General features: G+C 58.1%; 15 protein-coding genes and 1 pseudogene. 6 read left to right on the forward strand and 10 right to left on the reverse strand.

What is annotated here, in order from left to right:
* Positions 1–247 precede the first annotated feature (247 nt).
* From FA94_RS16245 to FA94_RS38015, 4 genes and pseudogenes are all read left to right on the forward strand, one after another.
* Positions 248–2,713, forward strand: a pseudogene (locus FA94_RS16245) (type VI secretion system Vgr family protein); the annotation flags it as partial.
* A gap of 98 nt (positions 2,714–2,811) precedes the next feature.
* Positions 2,812–5,718 carry an SH3 domain-containing protein gene (locus FA94_RS16250; RefSeq protein ID WP_035552980.1) on the forward strand — a complete coding sequence of 969 codons (2,907 nt, stop codon included), beginning with the start codon at positions 2,812–2,814 and terminating at the stop codon, positions 5,716–5,718.
* Positions 5,715–6,767, forward strand: a complete 1,053-nt coding sequence (locus FA94_RS38650) for a hypothetical protein (RefSeq protein WP_156126649.1) — start codon at positions 5,715–5,717, stop codon at positions 6,765–6,767. The genes FA94_RS16250 and FA94_RS38650 overlap by 4 nt, the downstream gene beginning before the upstream one ends.
* A 129-nt stretch (positions 6,768–6,896) precedes the next feature.
* The gene (locus FA94_RS38015) at positions 6,897–7,184 is read left to right on the forward strand and encodes a PAAR domain-containing protein (protein ID WP_081935954.1); all 288 of its coding nucleotides are present in this window, start codon (positions 6,897–6,899) and stop codon (positions 7,182–7,184) included.
* A gap of 1,581 nt (positions 7,185–8,765) precedes the next feature.
* Here the strand turns inward: FA94_RS38015 and FA94_RS16260 are convergent.
* The 5 genes from FA94_RS16260 to FA94_RS16275 form a co-directional block, all read right to left on the reverse strand.
* Complete coding sequence (locus tag FA94_RS16260) at positions 8,766–9,092, reverse strand: hypothetical protein (protein ID WP_051980605.1); 327 nt, start codon at positions 9,090–9,092, stop codon at positions 8,766–8,768.
* Between the two features lie 192 nt (positions 9,093–9,284).
* Positions 9,285–10,541, reverse strand: coding sequence for a hypothetical protein (locus FA94_RS16265; protein ID WP_035552987.1), 1,257 nt, complete (start codon positions 10,539–10,541; stop codon positions 9,285–9,287).
* A gap of 634 nt (positions 10,542–11,175) precedes the next feature.
* A complete protein-coding gene (locus FA94_RS37310; RefSeq protein ID WP_051980606.1) occupies positions 11,176–11,397 on the reverse strand; it encodes a hypothetical protein in 222 nt (73 codons plus the stop codon).
* 187 nt (positions 11,398–11,584) lie between these two features.
* The gene (locus FA94_RS16270) at positions 11,585–12,436 is read right to left on the reverse strand and encodes a hypothetical protein (RefSeq protein WP_156126650.1); all 852 of its coding nucleotides are present in this window, start codon (positions 12,434–12,436) and stop codon (positions 11,585–11,587) included.
* A 63-nt stretch (positions 12,437–12,499) separates the two neighbouring features.
* A complete protein-coding gene (locus FA94_RS16275; RefSeq protein ID WP_035552993.1) occupies positions 12,500–13,858 on the reverse strand; it encodes a tyrosine-type recombinase/integrase in 1,359 nt (452 codons plus the stop codon).
* A 608-nt stretch (positions 13,859–14,466) separates the two neighbouring features.
* Between FA94_RS16275 and FA94_RS16280 the strand changes: the two genes are divergently transcribed.
* Positions 14,467–15,843: a site-specific integrase gene (locus tag FA94_RS16280; RefSeq protein ID WP_035552995.1), complete on the forward strand. Its 1,377-nt coding sequence runs from the start codon at positions 14,467–14,469 to the stop codon at positions 15,841–15,843.
* A 155-nt stretch (positions 15,844–15,998) separates the two neighbouring features.
* The gene (locus tag FA94_RS16285) at positions 15,999–16,247 is read left to right on the forward strand and encodes a hypothetical protein (protein ID WP_156126651.1); all 249 of its coding nucleotides are present in this window, start codon (positions 15,999–16,001) and stop codon (positions 16,245–16,247) included.
* A gap of 17 nt (positions 16,248–16,264) precedes the next feature.
* On the opposite strand, the gene FA94_RS16290 is transcribed toward FA94_RS16285, so the two are convergent.
* The 5 genes from FA94_RS16290 to istA all read right to left on the reverse strand — a co-directional run bounded on the left by FA94_RS16290 (position 16,265) and on the right by istA (position 20,643).
* Complete coding sequence (locus FA94_RS16290) at positions 16,265–16,507, reverse strand: helix-turn-helix transcriptional regulator (RefSeq protein ID WP_231584970.1); 243 nt, start codon at positions 16,505–16,507, stop codon at positions 16,265–16,267.
* Between the two features lie 268 nt (positions 16,508–16,775).
* Positions 16,776–17,390, reverse strand: coding sequence for a hypothetical protein (locus tag FA94_RS16295; protein WP_035553000.1), 615 nt, complete (start codon positions 17,388–17,390; stop codon positions 16,776–16,778).
* A 55-nt stretch (positions 17,391–17,445) separates the two neighbouring features.
* Positions 17,446–18,093, reverse strand: coding sequence for a hypothetical protein (locus tag FA94_RS16300; RefSeq protein ID WP_035553002.1), 648 nt, complete (start codon positions 18,091–18,093; stop codon positions 17,446–17,448).
* Positions 18,094–18,359: 266 nt separating this feature from the next.
* Positions 18,360–19,136 (reverse strand): IS21-like element helper ATPase IstB, encoded by a 777-nt coding sequence (istB, locus tag FA94_RS16305; RefSeq protein WP_035546074.1) that lies wholly within the window; start codon positions 19,134–19,136, stop codon positions 18,360–18,362.
* Positions 19,126–20,643 carry an IS21 family transposase gene (gene istA, locus FA94_RS16310; RefSeq protein WP_156126484.1) on the reverse strand — a complete coding sequence of 506 codons (1,518 nt, stop codon included), beginning with the start codon at positions 20,641–20,643 and terminating at the stop codon, positions 19,126–19,128. Before istA ends, istB begins: the two co-directional genes overlap by 11 nt.
* Positions 20,644–20,733 lie beyond the last annotated feature (90 nt).

Below are 20,733 nucleotides of genomic sequence, written 5' to 3' on the forward strand. Positions count from 1 at the left end.
TGTGGCATGGATTAGGCAATCGGATTGTTCCTGTCAAAGCCGGGCATCGTAATCCAGTTAGGCAAGGTGAAAGCGATATCCGAAACGTTATTTGACAGAATTTACAGATATGCCGCCTGCATTGGTTAGCCAACAAATCCATGCGCCTCACATTTACTGACAGTGAATAGCTGGCCGATTCATCTGAAGTTTCGTAAAATCGTGCGTGAAGCGATTGCCCAGTCAATCGGAACAGAATAGAGGCGGCATGGGAGCGCAAGACATAATCGGGGCACTCACCGGCGGGTTCGTGCAAAGCGACCGCCTGCTTAAGCTGGATAGTCCTTTGGGCAGTAATGTCCTGCTGCCCCAGCGGGTCGTTGGTCACTCACGGATTGGCCGCCATTATGAATTCACGTCCGATGTCGTGTCGACCTCGGACGCGATCGAACTCAAGAAACTGATCGCCCAGCCGGTGACGCTTTGGGTTCAACAGGTGGACAGGTCCTATCTGCCTCATCACGGCTATGTTCACACAGCCCGCCGTCTTGGGTCGGATAGCGGGCTGACGAGTTATCAGATCGGCTATGCGTCGTGGATGCATTTTCTTCGCTTCCGCAAGGATGCACGAATCTGGCAAGACAAACCTGCTGACGAAATCCTGACTGATGTATTCAACATGCACCCGCAGGCTCAAGGTGCATTTCGCTTTGCGTTGAGCAAGCCGTTGCCCTCACGTTCGTTCTGCATGCAATACGAGAACGACTGGAATTTCGTCCACCGTTTGATGGAAAACGAGGGGCTATTCGGCTACTTCGAGCAGGCGAGCGATGGCAAGTCGCATACGCTCATCGTTACAGATAGCCTCGACACGTTCCCGCCTCTTTCACCGCAGACAGTTCCGTTTTATCGCGCGGGCACGAACAGTGAAGCCGATGCCCTGGTTCAGTGGTCGGGCACGCGAACACTACAAAGCACAACACTTACGACCCGCACCTTCGATTACAAGGCACCCGCTTCCCCCACCTTTGCCAAGGGCACAAACATTCCGACGCTTCCTACGCAGGGGAATCTGCCTGAGCAGGCTGAGGTGTATGAATACACGGGAGCCTACACCTACGGGGCGCAGGATCGGGGGGATGCCCTGTCAAAAATCCGCGTGGAAGAATGGGAATCGCAGGCAAAACGGTTCAGTGGTTCGGGTGGTGTACGAAGCGCAGATGCGGGGCTCTGGTTTGAGCTTGACGATCATCCCGGCCATGCGACAGATAGCCAGCAAAATCGCCAGTTTGCGATTATTGAAACCACCTGGTTCATCGAGAACAATCTGCCAGTGTCCAGTCAGGCGACCGATTTCCCGCACAGCATCAAGAGCGAACTCGCTGCGGCGAAAGCTAACCATACCGGCCTGAAGGTTACGCATGCCGATGGCACCGAAGGTTTCTTCCTCGTTGAGATCGAAGCCCAGCGCAAGATTGTTCCGTTTCGCAGCGCGTTTGAACATCACAAACCGAAGATGCACTTGCAGACCGCGATTGTCGTCGGCCCTGCAAACTCTGAGGTCTATACCGATCCGCTGAATCGCATCAAGGTGCGTTTTCACTGGGATCGACTCAACGATGGCGACGAGAAAGCATCGTGCTGGGTGCGTGTTGCGATGTCCGATACGGGCGGCGGATACGGCGGCGTGCATGTGCCGAGAGTTGGTGAAGAGGTGCTGATCAGTTGGGTAGACGGCGATTGCGATAGACCGCTAGTCACGGGCCGCGTCTACAACGGTCAAACGCAACCTCACTGGCATTCCAACGGCCTGATATCGGGCTACAAGTCCAAGGAATATCAGGGCAGCGGCTACAACCAGATGGTGATGGACGACTCGACGGGCCAGAACCGTGTTCAGCTTTATTCAACGAGCACAAACGCACATTTGCATCTGGGTTACCTGATTGACCAGACCGGGAACAACCGAGGCAGCTATCTGGGCAGTGGCTTTGACCTGAAGTCCGACGCTTACGGTGCGGTGCGTGCGGGCCAGGGCTTGTATGTCACAACCTACCCAGCGGCCAGCCAGCCGCTGGATGCACTGCAGACAACCTCGCAGCTAGTGAATTCGGAAAGCCTGCTGGAAGCGATGTCGAACGCCAGCACGACACATCAGGCAGAAAGCCTCAAGGATGGCTATGACTCGCTGAAGTCATATACGGACGCGACACAGAACAGCGTGTCGGGCTCGTCGTCAGGGGGAAGTACGGCGGGCGGTGGAACCGGGAACGCGAATGGGTTCAGGGAACCCGTCATGCTGTTCGGTAGCCCCTCCGGTATCGCCATGTCCACGCAGCAGTCCGTGCATATCGCCAGCGATGCACAGACCAACCTCGTGAGCGGACAGAGCACCCACATCGCAACTGGCAAATCGTTGATCGCGAGCGTCACGCAGAAGCTGAGCCTGTTCGTCCAGAACGCCGGAATGAAACTCTTCGCAGCGAAAGGCAAGGTAGAGATCCAGGCGCACAACGATAACATCGAGCTCAGCGCACAAAAGAGCGTCAAGCTCGTTTCAGCGACCGAGCAGATTCAGGCTATCGCCAAGGGCGAGATTCTGTTGACCTCTGGGGGCGCCTATATCCGCATCAAGGACGGAAACATCGAGATTCACGCGCCGGGCAAAATCGACGTGAAGGGCGCACAGCATAGCTTCAATGGCCCGACGCGGATCGATGAAAAGTTTCCGTCGTGGAACGACAGCGTGCCGCACCGCGCGGTGGATTTTTCCGGGTAACGGCGACAGCGGCCGAAACAGTCTGCAACAGCAACTTGAACAAAGGATAGCGCGTGGCGCAACAACAGGAACAGCCGTCAAAAGTCGAGCGTTGGGCGTATCCCTTTCCTCTGAAGACCGCGAATATCACGTTCGCGCCCGAGGACTATCTCCAGGCGCTCGCGGTGGCCGAGGACGGTTTTTATCCGCTCGGCGTCAATGGTCTCTGGCATGGCGGTATTCATTTCGGCGCGCAGACCGCAGGCAGGTTCCAGCAGGATGGCGGCGTGAGATGCATCGCGGACGGCGAGGTCGTCGCGTTCCGTCTGGATGAAAAGCTCCACGAAGTCGCTTACCCGGACGCGATCAAGGCGGGCTACTCGAAGGGATTCACGCTGGTGCGCCATCGGCTCGTTCTCCCGCCGCCTCCTCCGCAGCCGACGAATGGCAACGCCCAGCCGCAGAATCCACCGGCAACGACACCACCTGCTGCGCAGAACACCACGCCGGCCGCCCAGGATGTGCTGACGTTCTTCAGCCTCTACATGCACACGCTGCCGCTGGAAGGTTACGGCGCTGGCACGCAACCGAATGGTCCGGCGAAGACGCTGCCTGCGTACTACGGCGCGACGGAAACGTATGTCGTGGGGACGAAAGCGCATGACCCGCAATTGAAGGCAACGGGCCAGCCCGACAGCACGACGGCGGGTTTGCGCGTGCGCGCCTCGCATTCAGGACAAGCCGCTGTGATCGGGTGGCTGCCACGAGACACGAAAATCAAGATCGGGCAAAAGCACGGCGCATGGGGCAAGATTTCCAGCTTCGTTGCCGGCGCGGCGCAGCCCTACAAGCAAGGCGAAACGCTCAATGCGAGCGCCGCCCAAGGTTGGGTTTATGTCGGCGAGATGGACAAGGAAAGCAAGCCATCGGCAGTCGACCAGATTTATATCTTGCCCAAGCCCCACAGAATCGCGGCGGGGGAGACTGTTGCCTGGATCGGCGAATATCAGCGGCTTGTGGAGGCGCGCGCACACCACACGTTGCCTCCCAAACTCGGCGAACGTCCACTGCTCCATGTGGAGGTGTTCACGGGAGACGATCTGAATGCGTTCATCGCGCGTAGCCGAACCCGAGCGCAACAACTCGACGCGAAATCGCGCACGTTACTGCTGATTTCAAAGGGCGCAAAGTTGGTGCAGCCCATTACAGCGGACAGTTCTCTCGGCGCTGGTGTCGCGGTCAAGGCGACAGCTGATTCACCGGACAGCGGGCCATGGTGCAAGGTTCAAAAGGTCGATGCAGCAGGGCACCCTCTCAGTGGTCAGGCTGCGCTTTGGATCGTGCGGACCGACCTGCAAGGCTCGGGTGATCGTCAGGCATGGAGTCACTTTCCGCTCAGTGTAAATTCGGCAAGTGGGCCGGCCGCAGCCTGGACGCGTGTAGTGGCAACGGGATCAGGCCAGCACTGTTCCGAAGCAGAAGGCAAGACGTGGTACACAGTGAGCATCGCAGATGAAAATAACGCGCAAGTCAACGGCTGGGTCTGCGATCACGGGCATCCGCTAGTCGAACTGAAAACTCCGTGGGACTGGCCAGGGTTCGACATGGTAAATCTTGGCACGTCGGTGTCGGACATGTTCCAGCGTGCACTGTTTGTCGCCGATACCGGAACACCGGATGAAATCGCGAGTTTTGAGGATTCGTTCAACACCGCCCGCTCGGACGAAACCATCCGGAAGCTCGAAGACGCGATCGACGGGCAGGGACAGCACGATGGCAAGATCACCTCGCGGGAACTGCAACTGGCGCTTGGTAAGCCGTGGCTCGCAGATCGCATCGATCACCTGATCGTTCGGTACGAGAGTGAATGGGGCGGCGAGATGAGCAAGTGGGATGCGCTGGACTCGCATATGCATGCGGGGTTACCTGTATGGCAGGCGGAGAAGACGCGGATTGATGCGCTTCGATATTGGTCAGGCATCACCGGAGTAACAGGATGGCCATCGAGCGCGAATGTCTACCATGTGCACCCTCTGGGCATCGTGGGCAATTTCTTTGATCCCGACGCTTGTGCTTGCGGCTGCTGCGTGGAAGTCACGGGAACACGCTTCAAGAAGGATGCAAATACGTTCTGGTACGGGCCACAGCATTCGGGTTCGATTCAGTTGGGTACCTGTCCGGCTTTGGCGACGATGCGGGCCAACGGGACATTAAGCGAGATCGAAGAAAAGATTCTGCGCGCCATGTCTCAGAATGAAGGCAAGGTCGATACGGTCCAGGCGATCGACAAGGCAATTATCAGCGCCGGAGCAATGCAGAAGACCATTCGGGGCGCGGAAAGCCGGGGCGAGTTAGCCACTCAGATCGCCTCTTTTCGAGACGCGCATCCAGCCGATTACCAACGGTATTTTTCCAATTGCGGATGGACCGTCACCGGTTCCGGCGGCGATGCGGCTCTGGGGTATGCGGATTCGACATTTACTAATGGCGTTCGGATCACCGGCGACGAGCTTTTCACTGCGCTTCGGCGCGACTGTTCGATCGACACCTTTGGCAAGCCGGTCAAATGTCCACCAGTCGCATCGATGGCTCATGCCGTATCGTCGCCGCTATATCAGGAGTTGCAGGTCAAGGATTTCGTCGATCGTCTCAATCATGCTATTGGCAAGACTCCCAGTGGCTATGATTACGAGATCAAGGACTATTTGCAGTCGCCGCTCGGCCGCGCGACCGTCTTGGATCAGGACGTCAATGCGCCGGGTGCGACGGCCAACAGTATGAAAGCTTCGCTAGATCATTTTTTTCAACATAATCCGCATGTTTCTCGCAATCCCACTGAGTGGGGGGCGAACAGGGCAGCGTACGAAACCAGCATTCTGCAAGACTACGGCCCATCGCGTTATATGGCACAAGTGAATGGCGTGTCGGTCGCGCCGCAGCGTTACGCTCATCTCGCTCAAATCCTGGGAATGCCATCTTGAAAAATGTAACCTCCAAATTTACGACGGCAAGAGTTACGCCGGTTCGAATTGGCTCGCCTCGCACGCAAGCTTCTCGTATCGGCGCGGTGATCGCGACGGCGTTGCTGCTGACCTGCGGTGCTGTTGCGCCCGCACTTTCTGCCGCGCCGTCGTCCACGTTTCGGTTCGCTTTACCGGGCGGGGCGGCAATTCTTTATGGCAAGGCTTCAAACCCTCAAGCGCCATTGTCTCAACGTGCATGGCAACAAGCCATATTCCAATTCCCGAACGGCGCGACGTTCAGCCTACTTCCACGAGCTGGCGAGCAGGGAGCGGGCGGTACACAAATGGAGCCGCCGAGCGACAGCAATATCTCGCCATCCGGTGGATACGTTGTCATCGGGCGAATCGAGTCGGGATCGGTATCGTCGGGGCCAGGACAGGCGGAGGCCGACGCGAGCCGCGAATACTGTTCCGCCATTGAGATTCGCACGGGATGTATCACTGCTGATCAAACGGGTGAGATATGCGGTGCTGGCTGGCAGGCTGGGCAGCGCGCTCAGTGGGGAACGAACGATCAGACGAACTTGATGCTGACGAGCGACCGTCCGTCGGCAAACCGGTTGCTGCACTTTATCAGCGCGGGTCAACCATCACGGGCATTAGTCGACAACGATTCGGGTGCCGACAATCTCTTGCGTTGCGATCCACCGTCGTCGGCCAATCGTGCGGCGTATCTGAAAATTGCGACTGCTCTGCACGCGGCAGGTGCGCACAACGATGCGCAATTGATCAACGCCGCGCTGTCAAAGGCGGACGGCGGGACCGTGGGTACGCCAACGCGGACAGCCGTGGAAACCGAGCATCGCGCGACCGTATCGGCGCAAAAAGCGTCGCTTTATACGGCGCCCGATGATGCCCACCTGAGCGCAGCCTACCTTGTTCAGAACGATGCGGTGACGATATTGAAGCAGTCGCCGCCCAACTGGGCATATGTTGATTACGTCAACGGTTCGGGCAAGCATCTGCTTCGATGGATCAAAGCCGATCAACTGGCGATCAAGCGGTGATGTGATCCGCTCCTCGAACTTGACGGCAACGTGGCTCATCAATTTTTTCGCGAGCTTGTTGTGTTGGTCACTGTCCGTTGCGCCGCTTGCTGTCAAAACCTTCAGGCAACGCCAGCGAAAAAATCATCCATGAAACGGTATCTGATTCTAAACGGCGACAAGACGACAGCTAATGGGACGGTCCAAGCTACGGCAACCACGATTCAACTGGGCGGCCGGGATGTCGCACACGAAGATGATAGCGTGTCCTGTCCGGGCTGCAACACGACAGGTAAAATCCAGTGCGACGGCCCTCGCCAGATGATGACCGCGCCTGATGGAAGACATGCCGCTCTCAGCGATGATCTGTGCATCTGCGGGTGCCATCCGCCGCCGAGGTTGATTGCCTCGCAGAACATGATGTCTACCGACGCATAGTGTGTTACAGAAAGCCGAAAGTCGAGAGGGCCCCGTTTTCAATCTCAAAATTGAAAACCACCATGTTGGCCAGTTGTTCGCGGTGCAAGCTCTCTTGACGTCAAAGGAAAAATGGCATCGCCTACAAAACATCGATGCTCGCGTGGTGGCGTCATACGTCGTTTTGCCGCTCCCGCGCTAGCCGGGCACGATGGCCAACACTGTCGGATCAATACGCAAAGGGCTATCTGAATACTCCGGGCCGAGCCGACTCGCATATACCCATCGCAATTAACCACGAGCGAGGAATACGCAAGCTCGACTGTAGTATGCCAATGCCGCCATGCTAGGTGCGGGTCTTTCGTGACCCACATCGTTCATTCAAACGGCATGCTTGCCGATCCGCTTGTCTACTTCACCCAAAAAGCCATAGTGCGCGCTGTTGTTTTCGGCTTACCTATTTGTCCAGTCGGGGTCTCTAACCCCGACTGGTTACATGGTTTACGGTATTCCTTGGCAAAGAATCCCGGGATGGGCTCCTCGCCCTTCCCGGTTAATAGAGTTCATATCCACCTACGGCTGATCGCCTACGGTTCCTATAAACTCTAGGAATACTGCTGGGGAGGGGGTGTAAAGCCCCTCCCCAGTGAAAGGGGGAGAGTTTATATTCGCCTTACGGCTTCTATAAACTCTTTAATAGATCGCTTCGCTTCGCTCGCTCAGGGGGGTGAACCTCTCAACCACTCCGTAGGTTCTCCTTCTCTCCATGAAAATTTGGGAGAAAGAGAGCGTGATGCGAGAGCATCACTACCTATAGGATATCTGCAAGCACAATAAATTTTGCACTTCGAATACAGATTGCTTCTGCGCAAACTATCGGGTGCGAGCACCCTATCGTCTGAGCAGAAGCAATCTGTTGTTTGCCAGAACAATCTTCCAGAGCAAATGTATGGCATTGCTCACGTAAAGGCGTTCCTAAGCGATTTACCCAATTTTCTTCCAGAGAGATTGGGGTGCCAAGAATGATTGTGCGCGCGCCGCGAATTTGTGTGCCAAATATCCTTACCCAAGAAACTGATGCTGCCTACCCTCGCTACATCCTGCGGCGACCATCTCGCCCGAGACCGTTGTACACGCAATGATTCACTGCGCCGCTACGTCATGAAAAAATATGTGCTGAACACAATCTATGGTGAATGATTGAAACTCCTTCGCCGGCTTGCACTGTGCGGTCCAGCAGGTACATGCCGACTCAATCGCCGCGTTGTCTCCCTGTTCCACAGAGTTCAAATTGTGATCCTCGTTTGCACGAACTGAATCGTCATGAATACGTTTCTCCTTCGCTGCGATTGGCCGTGCTGCGGCCCGATGAGTTGCACTATAACCTCGACGAAGCGTCGAGAAAAGCACTCAAACAGCGTCAATCTTTTCGATGCATGTCGGTCAATATCGATCGATAGCAGCTTGTTGGCGAGATACAACGCTGTGCTCCCAGAAGCCACTCGACCCACACATGCCAAGGTGGGTAACTTGCCCGAACGGGACGAACGACTGGTCGTCTGAGGCGGCCCTTCAGAGGGTTCCATAGCGCACATCCTTGCCCTAGGTGACGGCGGGTAGAACTGCTCCGCAATGAGCACACGTCACATAGTTCCCATTCTTCGCAAGTGCATCGCGCTCTTCAGTTAGAAGCGCCTTGAATCCGCCCAACGACAACTTGAGACCACCGCGATTGAGCGCTTCCAGGATGCGCTTCTGCGGCACCTTGCGGGCCAGAGCGCGCTCTATCGCCGGATGCGCAGCGTGAAATACAGCCTCCTTACGTTGCCGCTCGCCCGGCACGAGCGCGTCAAGGCCTGCGATCAGAGCTGATTCATCGATTGGCGCGCGGCCGAGTAGGCGATCCTGAAAATTGCTATTCAGAGCCATTTGTACAGTGCCTCGATTGCTTGCACGACCTCCCGCTTATCCATGCGAGGGAGGCTGTTCGGTTGAAGAAAAAAGGCGGGCGACCGCAAGCGAATCTTCGGTCTTTGTAGCCCGGCCACCCCCCTCGCCCTGCTTGGGCGGGGAACTATCTCTGTATGTGTGAAAAATCGCGTCAACGAGCTCGCAGAATATTCACATGTCGTCGAACTTCGGGAGGGCAATTGAACGGTGCGGTTCTCCGAAACCTGATTGCGTAGTTGCGCCCGAAGGCGGTTTCGTTCGACGGGTGCCGACCGATGCCGTTGCCGGCCCGAATTGCATTTCACCCGTCCGAAAGATTTTGCACCCAGGAGGGCGTGGTACCGATACGTATAGATCTTTGGTCGCCCAAAAGGCTAGTGCTCTCATGAGGTATCGATAGTCGTCCGCATGGTCGTAACGGGATGGATTGCCACTCCATCGACCCGGCATGACATCCCGGCGACATTGCCAAATGAAGTAGAACCCGCGCCCCTGGGTGATGACTGTTTCCCAATAGACGCCGATCTGTGTTTCAATTTTCCTCAGTTCTTCATCCTGAGACTCATCAAGGAGGAACACGAATCGCAAGTGATAGCCACCGATTCGCGACCACTCGATGCTCCACACGAACCCGACAACCCGCTCGAAGAGCGTCGGCTTTGCTCGCATATTTGCGATGAGATGATCCCGATCCTTCTGAACCTGCTCAAAATCTACCAGCGCGATGGTCGGTCGTGGTGCTTGATCGTCCATGTCACCAAAGTAAGCGACCTGATCCTCCTGTGCCAGCGCTCTTATTCCGCTTTGCATCCTGGACAGTTCGTCGTCACTCGGGCTTGCAACGTGATAGTGGAAATCGATAAACACGGGGCGCAGGTGCTTGTACCTGCTGCGTCGTTCCTCGACATAGCGTGCAACCCGCTTCGCGTTGTCCTTGCTGTTGCGCTCCCAGTTCTTCACTTTCGCTATCACGTCGATCCGCGCACCCTCGTCGCGCATGAAAGCTACAAAGTCGTTGAATACCTCGCCCACAATCTCGTCCGTGAAAGCAGTCGCATTTGCCTGTAGTGATTCACAGCTGCGGATGCGATGTCGTCGATAACAATCGAAGAACAGACGCAATAACGGCGAATAGATGACGTCTCTCGCGTAGCACTCTATCAACGGGTACAAATACCTGAGGAAGAGCGCCAGGCTTGATACGGCAACGGCGCGCTTGCGGCGCGACTCTCGACGTATCTCGAATGGCACGTCCTTGCCGTACACGACAGCGTTCATGAAACTGACAAGCTCAGCCAGGTCATCGCTGCGCTCACCGAGAAACCAAACGCATCCGCCTTGACGCCGAGTCGAATTCAACATTCGATCGATCTCCATAAAGTATTTGCCCAGAGTTAGATCTCTGCTTGGTTCAACTTTTTTTGCCATTTCGCTTCCTTTTTGTATTGTTGGACACCATTGACGCATTCACCTCGCGAGCAGCCCGCAGAGCGGACATGCCTCAGCCTCACTGACACCTTGGTGGCACTCAGCCAGCCTGAAGCTTTTTGCTGACCGTCATATGGCTTGTTGAATCGTGACCGTGACGCTCAAGTTAGTCTTGGACCTCGCGCCAATTCGCTTTCAAGCCGTTCGATCGAAGGTCGTCTCGACCGGCAACAGCGACATATCGCCCGTAGCGCGCATCGCACGCTACGGGTATGCACACTGACGTGCACTACCAGGACGCAGTACAGCTAGAAGCGCGGCGGCTCCCAGGTATTCGCTTGCCAGCTAGTTGGTGGAGGATTCAGATGGATGATGGGAGACTTGCCGACAGTCTCAATCCATAGACGTCCAGCGGCGCGAAGCATTTCCAGCGCACAGGAAAATCGGCGCTGACTGATGCCCATGGCTAACGGCCACGTTTTAAGATCGCTTCTGGCAACAGTTATGTTTCCGGTTTGCGCAGCGTGCAGACGCAAACACGATTCCAGGTGGAACGCGTCTATTTGCTCGATCGGGACGTGCGGTGGCGGGGGGGTGGTTGCCCGTCGCGTGCTGGCTGTTCGGACACTCGCGGTCATTGCGCGCCCCCGTTCAGCAGAGCCCGGATTTCTGCCAGCGGCCATGCGAGGCGCCGGTTCGGGAGACGGCGCGCACGAATTCCGCAATATTGGCCCGTGAGCGAAAATTGCTTTCGCATCGTCTGCGGCTGGACCATCAGCATTGTTGCCGCTTCTTCGGTCGGCACGTGGGATCGGTCCGGAAGAACCGATGTAGGGGATGCGAACTGTTTTGCCATGGTTGCTCCAAGTCAATCGCGAAACGAAACACGGTTCGCGTAGCGTGAGGTCGTCTATCGCAATCCATCCGGATCAACACCAACGACGACTTGGAGCGCACTCTAAAAACCCGGTCGTGGACCGGATTTATAACCGGGATTAAGATCCCTTATATATCAACGACTTCGGCCGGCCCTGACTGCTGAATCAGGGTTTATGAGGCGGGTTTATGTCTCCGTACCAGTGTTCATTTCTCTCATATTCAAGCCATCGCTCACGCCAAGGCTGCAGCAATTTGCTTTCACGGAAACGTCGTCCCCAATCGCGGAGATCAATGTCCCTTAGGGGTGTCGCAAGCTGGGCCAGTCGAACGGGGTCCCAGACAGCGGCACCATTCTTACCGCGCCGCCCCGGTTGAATGCGGGCATCTTTTGCCCAAGCAGCTTGCGGCAGGTTTTTTGCCCATTCCTGATCATCCCACCCGCCTAGGTTCGCGAATGCGGCTGCCATATCGGGCGTCCGCAGACCGAGTTTCTTCAGGGACCCATCCGCAGCAACTACCCCTTCCTCGGCTAGCGTGTGGGAAATTCCGCATCTCTTGAGGAAATCAATGACACTAATCTTGTCGAACCCGACCTTTTGCGCGACATCCAAATTCGACATGTTAAAAAAAACCATATCGGGGAATCGCACACTGACGTCTTCTTCGCGGCCGACCCACTGACGCCCCTGATATCCATCTACCCACGCAGGAAACACGTCCGCCCACTGCCTTAGCTGTTGCAGCCCATGGTTTTCCGCCATCTCGGTATGTCTCGCGGTTCCCATGCCCCATCGCTTGTCTAGCCAGCGGGGACGCTCGCCTGGAAGTGCCAGACTGATATGACTTTCCAGATCCTCTGCTGCCTTTGAGTATCGGTACAGCGCCTCACGGAAAGCGGGAATGAAATTCGGTTCGTCGAGTTCCGCGAATCGGCCGAACACAGGAACGGTGACGCGGCCGGCTAGCGACGACAATACCTCTTTGAGTGAAACGAAATCGGGAACTTGATTATTCACGGTGAGAAGCCGGATAAATTGAAAAGTAGTCGGGGCCAGTGGCCGACCAATGCAGATAGTTAATCAACCGATCGCGCCGTCGACGTTTTGGTCAACCGCTATTCTCGCTTGTTCAAGCATCCAAGCTTCAATTTTATCGTGCCACATACGCAGCAGATCAAGCGGCCGACGGCGGTAATGCTTTTCGGCAATCGCAGACGGTTTATGCCCCTGAATCTGGGCGACGACGCCGACCGGTACCTCGCACCACTCGGACAAGGTACCGAAGGAGCGACGCAAGCCGTGCAACGTCACGTGAGGCAGGCCTTCTCTCGCGAGTGCCTGGTTATGTGCAAGCCTCGGCTCCGCGATTTTTCCGTCAGCGGCCGTTTTGCTAGCGAACACCCAGGGCGACGGCACCCATTTCTCACCTCGCTCGACAAGACGCGCTGCCTGACGAATGTTCGGCGGCGTCTCATTGATCCGCTTCAAATTGAGTAGCAGACTTGCCAAGTAGGGCGTCAGGGGAATTGTGCGCCCTCCGGAACCTTCAACCTTGTCATCCAGCACGAGGCTGCGCCACCGAAAATCAACGTCGTCCCAGCGTACTGCCGCGAGTTCTTCGCGCCGCGCTCCGGTAATCAGCAACCCTTGCAAATACGCACTAATCACTGGATTGGCGATTTCACGCACTCCGGCAAACCAGTTGCGCAGTTGCTCGCGTTGCAGCGAATCTCCGTCCTTGGCCTTTACACGTGGCGTAACATCCCTCACGTCTCGCGATTTATAGGCGTCGGCAGGGATCATGCCGGCATATGCGGGCATCTCGGCCGCCCATCGAATGAAGCTGCGAAGCAGCCGGAACGAAAGCGCCGACATCGTGGGGCGGTCTGTCGATTGAGATGCGAGCCATCCTGCAATGCGCATACCCGTCAGCTCGGGCAGTTTCAGCGGCCGTAGCGCAGCAAGAGGCCCCGGCTGGGTCAGGCCTTTTGCCCGTTTTTTTTGCATGCCGCCTAGGTCCGCATGTTGAAGATGGTCACGGTAATGCCGTTCACTCCAAAACGGCCGGCGCGCTTGCACGTACGCGTCCCAAGCGTCACCAAACACGACATCCTGTCGACGGGCCTCCGCTCGCCGCGCCTCGTGAGCCACCTGCATGTCGACCCGGACTTCGCGCGGGTCCTTGCCGTCATCGATCAGAGTCTTCAATCGACTGGCTTCGGTGCGTGCCCGACCGAGATCCCAGGCCCGTGCATCCCCGATGGTCACCCGGATCGTCTTGCCGAATAAGCGTGATTCGAATATGTAGGCCCGCGCCGCTGATGCGGTGACGCGCAACCCAAACCCGGGCGTCTTCGCGTCCCAATAGATACTTTGCTGCTTGCCGGACTCGCATTGAAAGCCGTCGATCCGCGCAGCCGTGAAGTTCTGCTTCGCCATCAAATCCCCGTGTAGGCACCATGTAGGCAAATCCTAGGGGAATCGATCTATCTTGGTCAACAAGAAATCCGTAGAAGAAGGCCACAATGCCTTATATTACGGGCATCTCCGCGCCTACATGGATCTCAATCTATCCGCAGGAATTTCGATACTCTCGGACTTTTAATCCGTTGGTCACAGGTTCGAATCCCGTACGGCCTACCAAAGATTCCTGTAGTAAGACAAAGGGCCTGCGCAAGCAGGCCCTTTGTTTTTTGTACTTCAGGTGCCCGTGGGAGGCAGATCGGGAGGCAGCAATGACTGCGGTCCACTTCGGTCGACCGCAGCACGCTACCGTTGACTGCGCCCCACTGCTGCCGGATGCGGACACCGTTTGCGGTGATCCGCGCTCCGGTCCGTTGGGTATCCAGCCAACCGACACCCGGCCAATTGCCGCCGCGACGTCACGAGGTACGTGCCGTTCGGTGTGGTGACCGGTCGCGAAGCCGCGAATAAAATCCAGGGCTACACGTTGCTCCACTCACTACCGGAGCAGCTCATGAGCCGTTACCACGCGTATCCCGTCCGTCGTCCTGCCGTCGTCACCGTTCCTCACAAGGAGGCGTGAGATGGCCAGCATCTATCGTCACCGCAACGCCTGGCAGGCCAGCGTCACCGTCGCTGGCGCCAACCACAAGAAAAATTTCCGCACCCGCAAGGAGGCCGAGACCTGGGCCGCGCAACTGCACGGCGAACTCCAGAACGCTCACGCACCACTGCTCGGTGGTCCCGCGAAGGCCACCGTGGGCCGCACGCTCTATGAATACGCGCACCTCTACACCATCCACAAACGCGGCGCGAAACAGGAAATCAACCTCATCAACCGCTACCTCCTGGCAGGCGCCCTGCCCACCCTGCAGTTGCAGGCCACCGAACAGGGCGGTGTCGACCTGACCGATGCGCCGCCTGCGACGGAACTGCCTTTCAGTTTCGCCAACCTTCGGGCAAAGCGCGCCGCCTCGCGTGAAAGCACCAACGCCTTTCGTGCCGGGCTCGCCCTTCTGCCAGTCGCGCAGGTGAGCGCGCAGACGATGCTCAGATTCATGTCCGCGATGCGCAAGGACGGGCTCACTGACAGCACCATCCAGAAGGAACTGGCGCTGCTCAAGCATTGTTTCAACTGCGCGCAGAAACACTGGAACTGGGCGGGTTTCGAAAACCCGATGGCAAGCGTGCCGATTCCCAAGGGCGGCCCGGGCCGCTCCGCAGTCCTCGACGAAGACGCTGAGCAGGTACTCTTCGACGCGCTGGGTCGGTGCGACAACCCGTTTATCCTGCCCATTGTCCAGTTCGCGATTGAAACCACCAGCCGGCGAGGCAGCCTGCTGAAACTGCGCTGGCGCGATGTCGACCTCCCTGGACGCACCGCGACACTGCGGCTCACGAAGGCCGGCGAAAACCAGATTGTCCCGCTCACACAGCGCGCAGTCGAAATCCTGTCCCGCCTGCCGCGCGAAGAAAACGATGGACGCGTCTTCCCGATGACCGCCGACGCGCTCGACTCCGCCTGGGATCGCGCAACCACCGAGGCGGGACTGCCGGACCTGCGCTTTCACGACCTGCGACATGTTGGCACCACGCGTCATGCGCGGCGGCTGCGCAATCCGCAGATGCTCAAACGCATCACCGGTCACAAGACGGACGCGATGCTCGCCCGCTACACGCACCTCTTCGTGGACGACGTCCTTGATGCACTCGATGCCACCGAGCCGTTGTTGACCCCGCCCCTGCCGCCCGACCTGCGCGGGCAGTCAGCGGGAAAAGCGCGCGCAGCGACCCAAGCGCGACGGCTTAATGGGCGTCGTCCTGCGGATGAGGACGCTTCCGTGCCCGGTAAAGCCGCACCCATACCGGACGCACCACCCACCCCACTCATCGGGAATCTGCCGGAGACAAACGGAAGTATCGTGGCGGTCGATTTCCGCAACCGCCGGCGCGCAGCCTGACGCGCGTCACTTCTCTGCACGGCCTCGGAAAATCGGGGCCGTGCGTCCAGGCGTGTCGGATGGCTCGCCTGATTCCGGCGTGTCCGCCGCGCGTCTGGACCAGACCTGACCAGGGCGCTATTGTCACGTCAATAACCTGCATATGCGGAGTCGAAGTGAAACCATCTCACGGCGAGCCACCCGGGATTTCGGCGCAGGACGACGAGCGGCGCGCGCTGGTGGAGCAGCGCGAGGCCTTATTGCAGATTCTGGAGTTGAGACAAAAAGACTTCCATGCCGGCGACCTTCGTGACCTTGACGAATTTCTGGAAGAACTGGATAGCGATAGCGCCGACGTCTCACTGATTGTCAGTTTCAGCGCTGAAACCTTTCTGAAGTCTGGCCAAATCCGGCGTGCAGTCTGACGCCGGGCCCACGCAACTCACCGCGTCTTCCGCTTTGCACTCGCAGGAACGCCGGTCGGCCGGCGGCCGAGGGAAGGGTTAAAGGCGAGCTGTGTTGCAAACTGCGCTGCGTACCAGGTCTGAACCGCCTCGGCTGCCCAGTAACAACGCTTGCCCACCCGTACCGGCGGTGGAAACCGCCCGTCACGAACCCATCCGTCCAGGGTCCGCTCGGAGATGGCGAGCTGCTCGCAGACCGCCAGCTTATCCAGTGTTTGCATGATGTTTTCCATTGCTGATGTGATGGGAAGTAGAGCGACCGGTTTTATCCATGCAGGCCGCTGCAAAGGCAGCAACGACCCACACAGGGTTCGCGCGCTTCGCCGATCGCGGTCGCGTGGCCGTGAGGCGACTTCGTGTACTGATGGGAGGCTGCAGCAGACGCCCGCACGCTGGCCGCCAGCCAGAAGCTGGCGGCCCGTAACCGGAACTACCACAGACGCAGTCCTGATACGCCCCGTCGTAGGCAGCAACGAGGCGATACAGACGCTAGTGCAACACCTCTGACGAGACGTCGTGCGTCATCGCGAACGCCTCCGCGCACAGGGCCACTTTCGGTGTCGCAACAATGAAAGAGCCCTGATGAACCACGTATGGAAAATAAGCCCGAACCGATTTTTCCATTTCCCGGTTACCGCACGCGAGGGAAGCGAGCGCCAGGAACTTAATCGTCCTGTCCTGTCCACCGGTGCGGCGCATATCGGCGAACATGGAGCCCAGATTGACGCCTTCAGGCAGGCGCTGGACCAATGGCACGGTTGCGTCTTCGCCTTCGTGGTGAACCAGAATCTGGAATCCGCCCTGTTCGTCCCAGGCGTCAAGTACGTTCCAGGTCACCACGTCGCTCGCGTCCAGAAACCAGTGAAAGGCAAACGCCTTCCCGATGATGACCGTCACAACAATGACGGAGGTCTTCTGTTCGCCCGTTGACGTCAGGCAGAGATGCAGGTCATCAATCGCATCCGGCGGCAACGGCATGTGCGCCGGCAAACACGCGCTGAGAGCGGGACCCGACGTGAAATCGGTCAGGGGACCATCCTCGAAAGGGTTGAGCAGTTCGGCAAGCTGGGAAGGCTCCAGCGAAAACGGATTTGATATCTGCATGGCGACTAACCTCAAGGCATGGAATTGAAGGGGAGTAAGAGAGAACGCGTTTCCATCAGGAAGCACCCTGGCGACGCTGGCCACGGCGGGCACGCTCGGGCACACACTCAGGCGGCATGGCGCTACCGGAACCGAGGGCTGCAACCATCCGATGGATGTGGGCGATTGCGCTCTTGCCGCCGGATTCCAGGCTACTCAACGGGAAGAATTCGCCTCGTCGCAAGAGTTCGGCATGCAGCCACTGGTAGGTACCGGACACTCCGTCCGGCCGTAAATCACTGGAAGCATCAAGCAGCAGCTCAGCGCACCGTTCGAGGGACTGCAGCATGAACATGCCCTCCTCGATGCGCCAGACAAACTCCGTGTGGCTGCCAATCTCAGACCGCTCCTGCGCAACCCGCAAGTTGGGCGCGTGGCAGTAGATAGCCTCCAGCACGGTATTCGATTCGAGCTCACGCCAGGGTCTTCGGCGCGGTTCGTAGACTGACTCGAGCACCTCGAAAACCGCCTGCAGGTCTAGCTCATCCGGATGCTCTGTGCGTGTACTGAATCCGGTTGTCAGCCGCATGAATGTGGCCTGCTGGGAGCCCTGGACAGGTGGCAGGTCAAATAGCGGTCCCCTGCTTCTGGCCGAAGGGCTGGCGTCCCGGCCAGCGCCGGATTGTGCGACGTCTTTGGGGGGCAAATTTCTCTTCAGGTTCATTTTCCGATCCTCATCAGGTATGGGGTAAAGGGAAGCGTTGTGAACCGGCACGAGCAGAACTGGTGCGCGCGCCGGCGCGTCAATGCCGTGGAATTTCCACGAAGCGATGACGTTTACGTCACAATATTTATAAAGGATTACTAATCATATGCCGGTCATGGTCAGCCAGTCCGGACGCCTTCGAACGACTGCCTGTTGATTTGCACTGAATCCGGACCCAGGATTTGCATCGAATACTGACCCACCCTTTGATCCAGTTTTGGGGTTCAGGTTGGGTGTTTCGGGGTTCGTTTTCTCTCCTTTTCAGGCTGTGTCGTGCTGTTCCTGAAACGATAGCTATCGTTGCCGGTTTCTACAATGTGGCAGTGGTGTGTGAGCCGGTCGAGCAGCGCCGTGGTCATCTTCGCGTCGCCGAAGACGTTGGCCCACTCAGAGAAGCTCAGATTGGTTGTGATGACGACGCTCGTGCGCTCGTAGAGTTTGCTCAGTAGATGGAAGAGCAAGGCGCCCCCGGTCTGGCTGAACGGCAGATAACCCAGTTCGTCGAGGATGACGAGGTCGGCGTACATTAGACGCACAGCCAGTTGCCCAGGCTTTCCAGTCAGCTTCTCCTGCTCAAGCGCATTGACGAGTTCAATGGTGGAGAAGAAACGCACGCGGCTTCGATCATGTTCGATCGCCTGCACGCCAATCGCCGTCGCCAGATGCGTTTTGCCCGTGCCCGGTCCGCCGACCAGCACGACGTTGTGTGCCGATGTCATGAACTCACACCGATGCAACTGACGCACGGTTGCTTCGTTGACATCGCTGCAACCGAAGTCAAAGCCGTTGAGATCCCGATACGCCGGGAAGCGGGCGACCTTCATCTGATAGGCCAGTGAACGTACCTCACGGGCCGCCATCTCCGCCTTGAGCAGACCTGCCAGAACTAGCGATGCCGACTTGTACGCGGGGGAATCCTGCGCGGCCAGCTCGCCAAGCGCCTGGGCCATGCCGTGCAGCTTCAGTGACTTGAGCATTTCCATCATGGCGTCAGGCTGCATGATGATCCTCCCGGCCTCTCAGGTCGTCATAACGGCCGACGTTGGCTTGCGGCTCGACGCGCAGGGCGAAGGCCTGGGGCGTCTGCAGCGGAGGCACGGGAGCCCCGTCAAGCAGCCGGCTCAGGACGTTCATCACCGTTTGCTTTGAGGGCGCACCGGCCTCAAGTGCCAGCTCGACGGCGGTGAGTACGGCCTGTTCGTCGTGCAGCAGCACCAGCGCCAGTATCTCGACCATCTCCCGGTCGCCACCGGCGTGCTTCAGCAGGATTGTCTGCAGCCGCTTGAAGGCGGCAGGAAACTCTGCGAACGGCGCGCCGTTGCGCAATGCTCCAGGCTTGCGCTGCAGGACTGCGAGGTAATGACGCCAGTCGTAGATGGTTTCTCCGCGATCATGGCTGCGGTTGATACGCCGGACGTGCTCCGCGATGACCTGCCCTTCGGCGACGAAGACGAGCTGGGCCGCGTAGACGTGCAGGCTGATGGGCCGGTTCGCAAATGCCGCCGGCACGCTATACCGGTTGCGGTCGAAACTCACCAGACACGTGGGCGAGACGAGTTTGGTGTGCTCGACAAAGCCGTCGAATGCCTGGCCGACCGGCATCAGATGGGGTCGCTCGACCGACCACGCGTCCCAGATCGTTGTGTCCTGCTCAGGGTGCTGCGTCTGCTGCCAGAGCAGGACACACTGGTCGGCCAGCCAGTCGTTTAATGCAGAGAGCGAACCGAACGCCGGCACGCGTTGCCACAGCCGGTGACGGCTGTCCTGAACGTTCTTCTCGATCTGCCCCTTCTCCCAGCCTGAGGCCGGATTGCAGAATTCGGCGTCAAACAGATAGTGACTGACCATGGCGCTGAAGCGCGCGTTGACGTCCCGCAGCTTGCCACGACGAACCTTGTCGACAGCGGTCTTCATGTTGTCATATATGCCACGGCGCGGAATGCCGCCCCACGCCACGAACGCGTGGTAGTGAGCGTCGAACAGCATCTCGTGGGTTTGCAGCAGATAGGCCCTCAGGAAGAACGCCCGGCTGTGACTGAGCTTGAACTGCGCAACCTGCAACTTGGTGCGCTCGCCGTTGATCACGGCCCAGTCCTCGCTCCAGTCGAACTGGAATGCTTCTCCGGGTGCAAAGGTCAGCGGCACAAAGGTGCCACGTGCTGCGCTCCTTGCCTGCTCCTGCTGCTCCTGTCGCCAGCGGCGCGCAAAGGCGGCGACCCGGTCGTAGGACCCTGTGAATCCCAACACGGTGAGGTCAGCGTAAATCTGCTTGAGGGTTCTGCGCTGTTTGCGCGGCCGGTTTGCTTCCGTCTTTAACCAGCCGGCGAGCTTGGCCGCAAATCCGTCGAGCTTGCTCGGGCTCTGCCGTTCCGGATAGGTGGGCACTACGGTGCCGGCACGTATATAGCGCCTGACGGTGTTTCTTGAAACGCCAAGCCGTTTGGCGATCTCGCGTAGCGAGACATGATCGCGATAATGCCAGCGTCGGATGATGCTCAATATTGCCATGTCGATCACTCCGTTCTCCCGCTAGCTGCACAGCGGGCCAGTGTGTTCCACGTGGGTCAATATTCGATGCAAATCACCGTGTCAGGTGGG

This window comes from Burkholderia sp. 9120 (assembly GCF_000745015.1).
Taxonomy (GTDB): Bacteria; Pseudomonadota; Gammaproteobacteria; order Burkholderiales; family Burkholderiaceae; genus Paraburkholderia.